The organism is Geobacillus sp. DSP4a (genome assembly GCF_013096875.1).
Taxonomy (GTDB): Bacteria; Bacillota; Bacilli; order Bacillales; family Anoxybacillaceae; genus Geobacillus; species Geobacillus thermophilus.
In genome coordinates, this window is sequence record NZ_SDLD01000135.1 from 1 (window position 1) to 1044 (window position 1044).

Sequence of the window (1044 nt, forward strand, 5' to 3'; positions counted from 1 at the left end):
TGATGAAAGATTTCCCGATTCGGTTTGTATTGACAGATGAAGCGATTACCCCAAGTGCTGGGCTTGCTCTCGTTGGCTACTTACTCCATCGAACGAAACTGGATAAACGGGTAAACGCACTTCGGCTTCCAACGGTTCGTCGAGAAGTGCACATTTCCCATAGCGACGTCATTCGCTCGATGATCGGCTTGCTTGCCACAGGAAAAACGGATTTCGATCATATCGAAGCGTATCGTCAGGACGATATCTTTTCGGCATCGATGGGGATTCAGCACGTGCCTTCCTCTCCAACCTTGCGACAACGACTCGATCAGCTCGCTTGTCTTCCGATGACCGAAGCAATCATTTGGGAGGAATCGATGCGTCTGTTGGTTCGACAACACGCTACCTTGTCCCCTTGTTGGACCAAAGGGAAGACGACATGGCTCCCACTTGATGTAGACGGCTCCCCATTTGACAACTCCGATACGAAAAAAGAAGGAGTGAGTCGAACGTATAAAGGATTTGACGGTTTTACGCCGTTGTTTGCGTACGCAGGGAAGGAAGGGTATATCGTTCATGCCGAGCTGCGTCCAGGGAAACAACATGTACAAGACAACATGCCTTCGTTTTTAACTACCGCCATCCGTCGAGCTCGTCCGCTGACCTCGTCTCGTCTGCTTGTCCGCATGGATGCAGGAAACGATGCGGAAGCGAATGTGCACGTATGTCTAAAGGAAGACGTGGACTTTGTCATCAAGCGAAACTTACGCCGAGAATCGAAAGCGCTTTGGTTCCAGATCGCTTCGCAAAAGGGCAAACGTGTCGATGATGGACAAACCGAAGGAGTACAAACTTATGAGTTATGCCTTCCACAGAAGGTAGCGATCGATGGAAACACGTATACGTACGTTCAAGTCACCCAAGTGACGGAACGGACGATGGAACGCAATGGACAGCTGATGCTCGTTCCTGATTATGAAGTGGAAAGCTATTGGGTGCGGCTCAAAGGATACGAGCATGTTCGAATGAGCGATGTGCTCGCGTTGTATCATGACCATGCGA

The 1044-nt window shown here is 49.9% G+C and carries 1 protein-coding gene; it reads left to right on the forward strand.

Annotation, left to right across the window (positions count from 1 at the left end; translation table 11 throughout):
* Positions 1-2: 2 nt before the first annotated feature.
* The coding region (locus tag ETC02_RS16655; RefSeq protein WP_171698450.1) for an IS1380 family transposase at positions 3-1044 on the forward strand (1042 nt) is incomplete at its 3' end.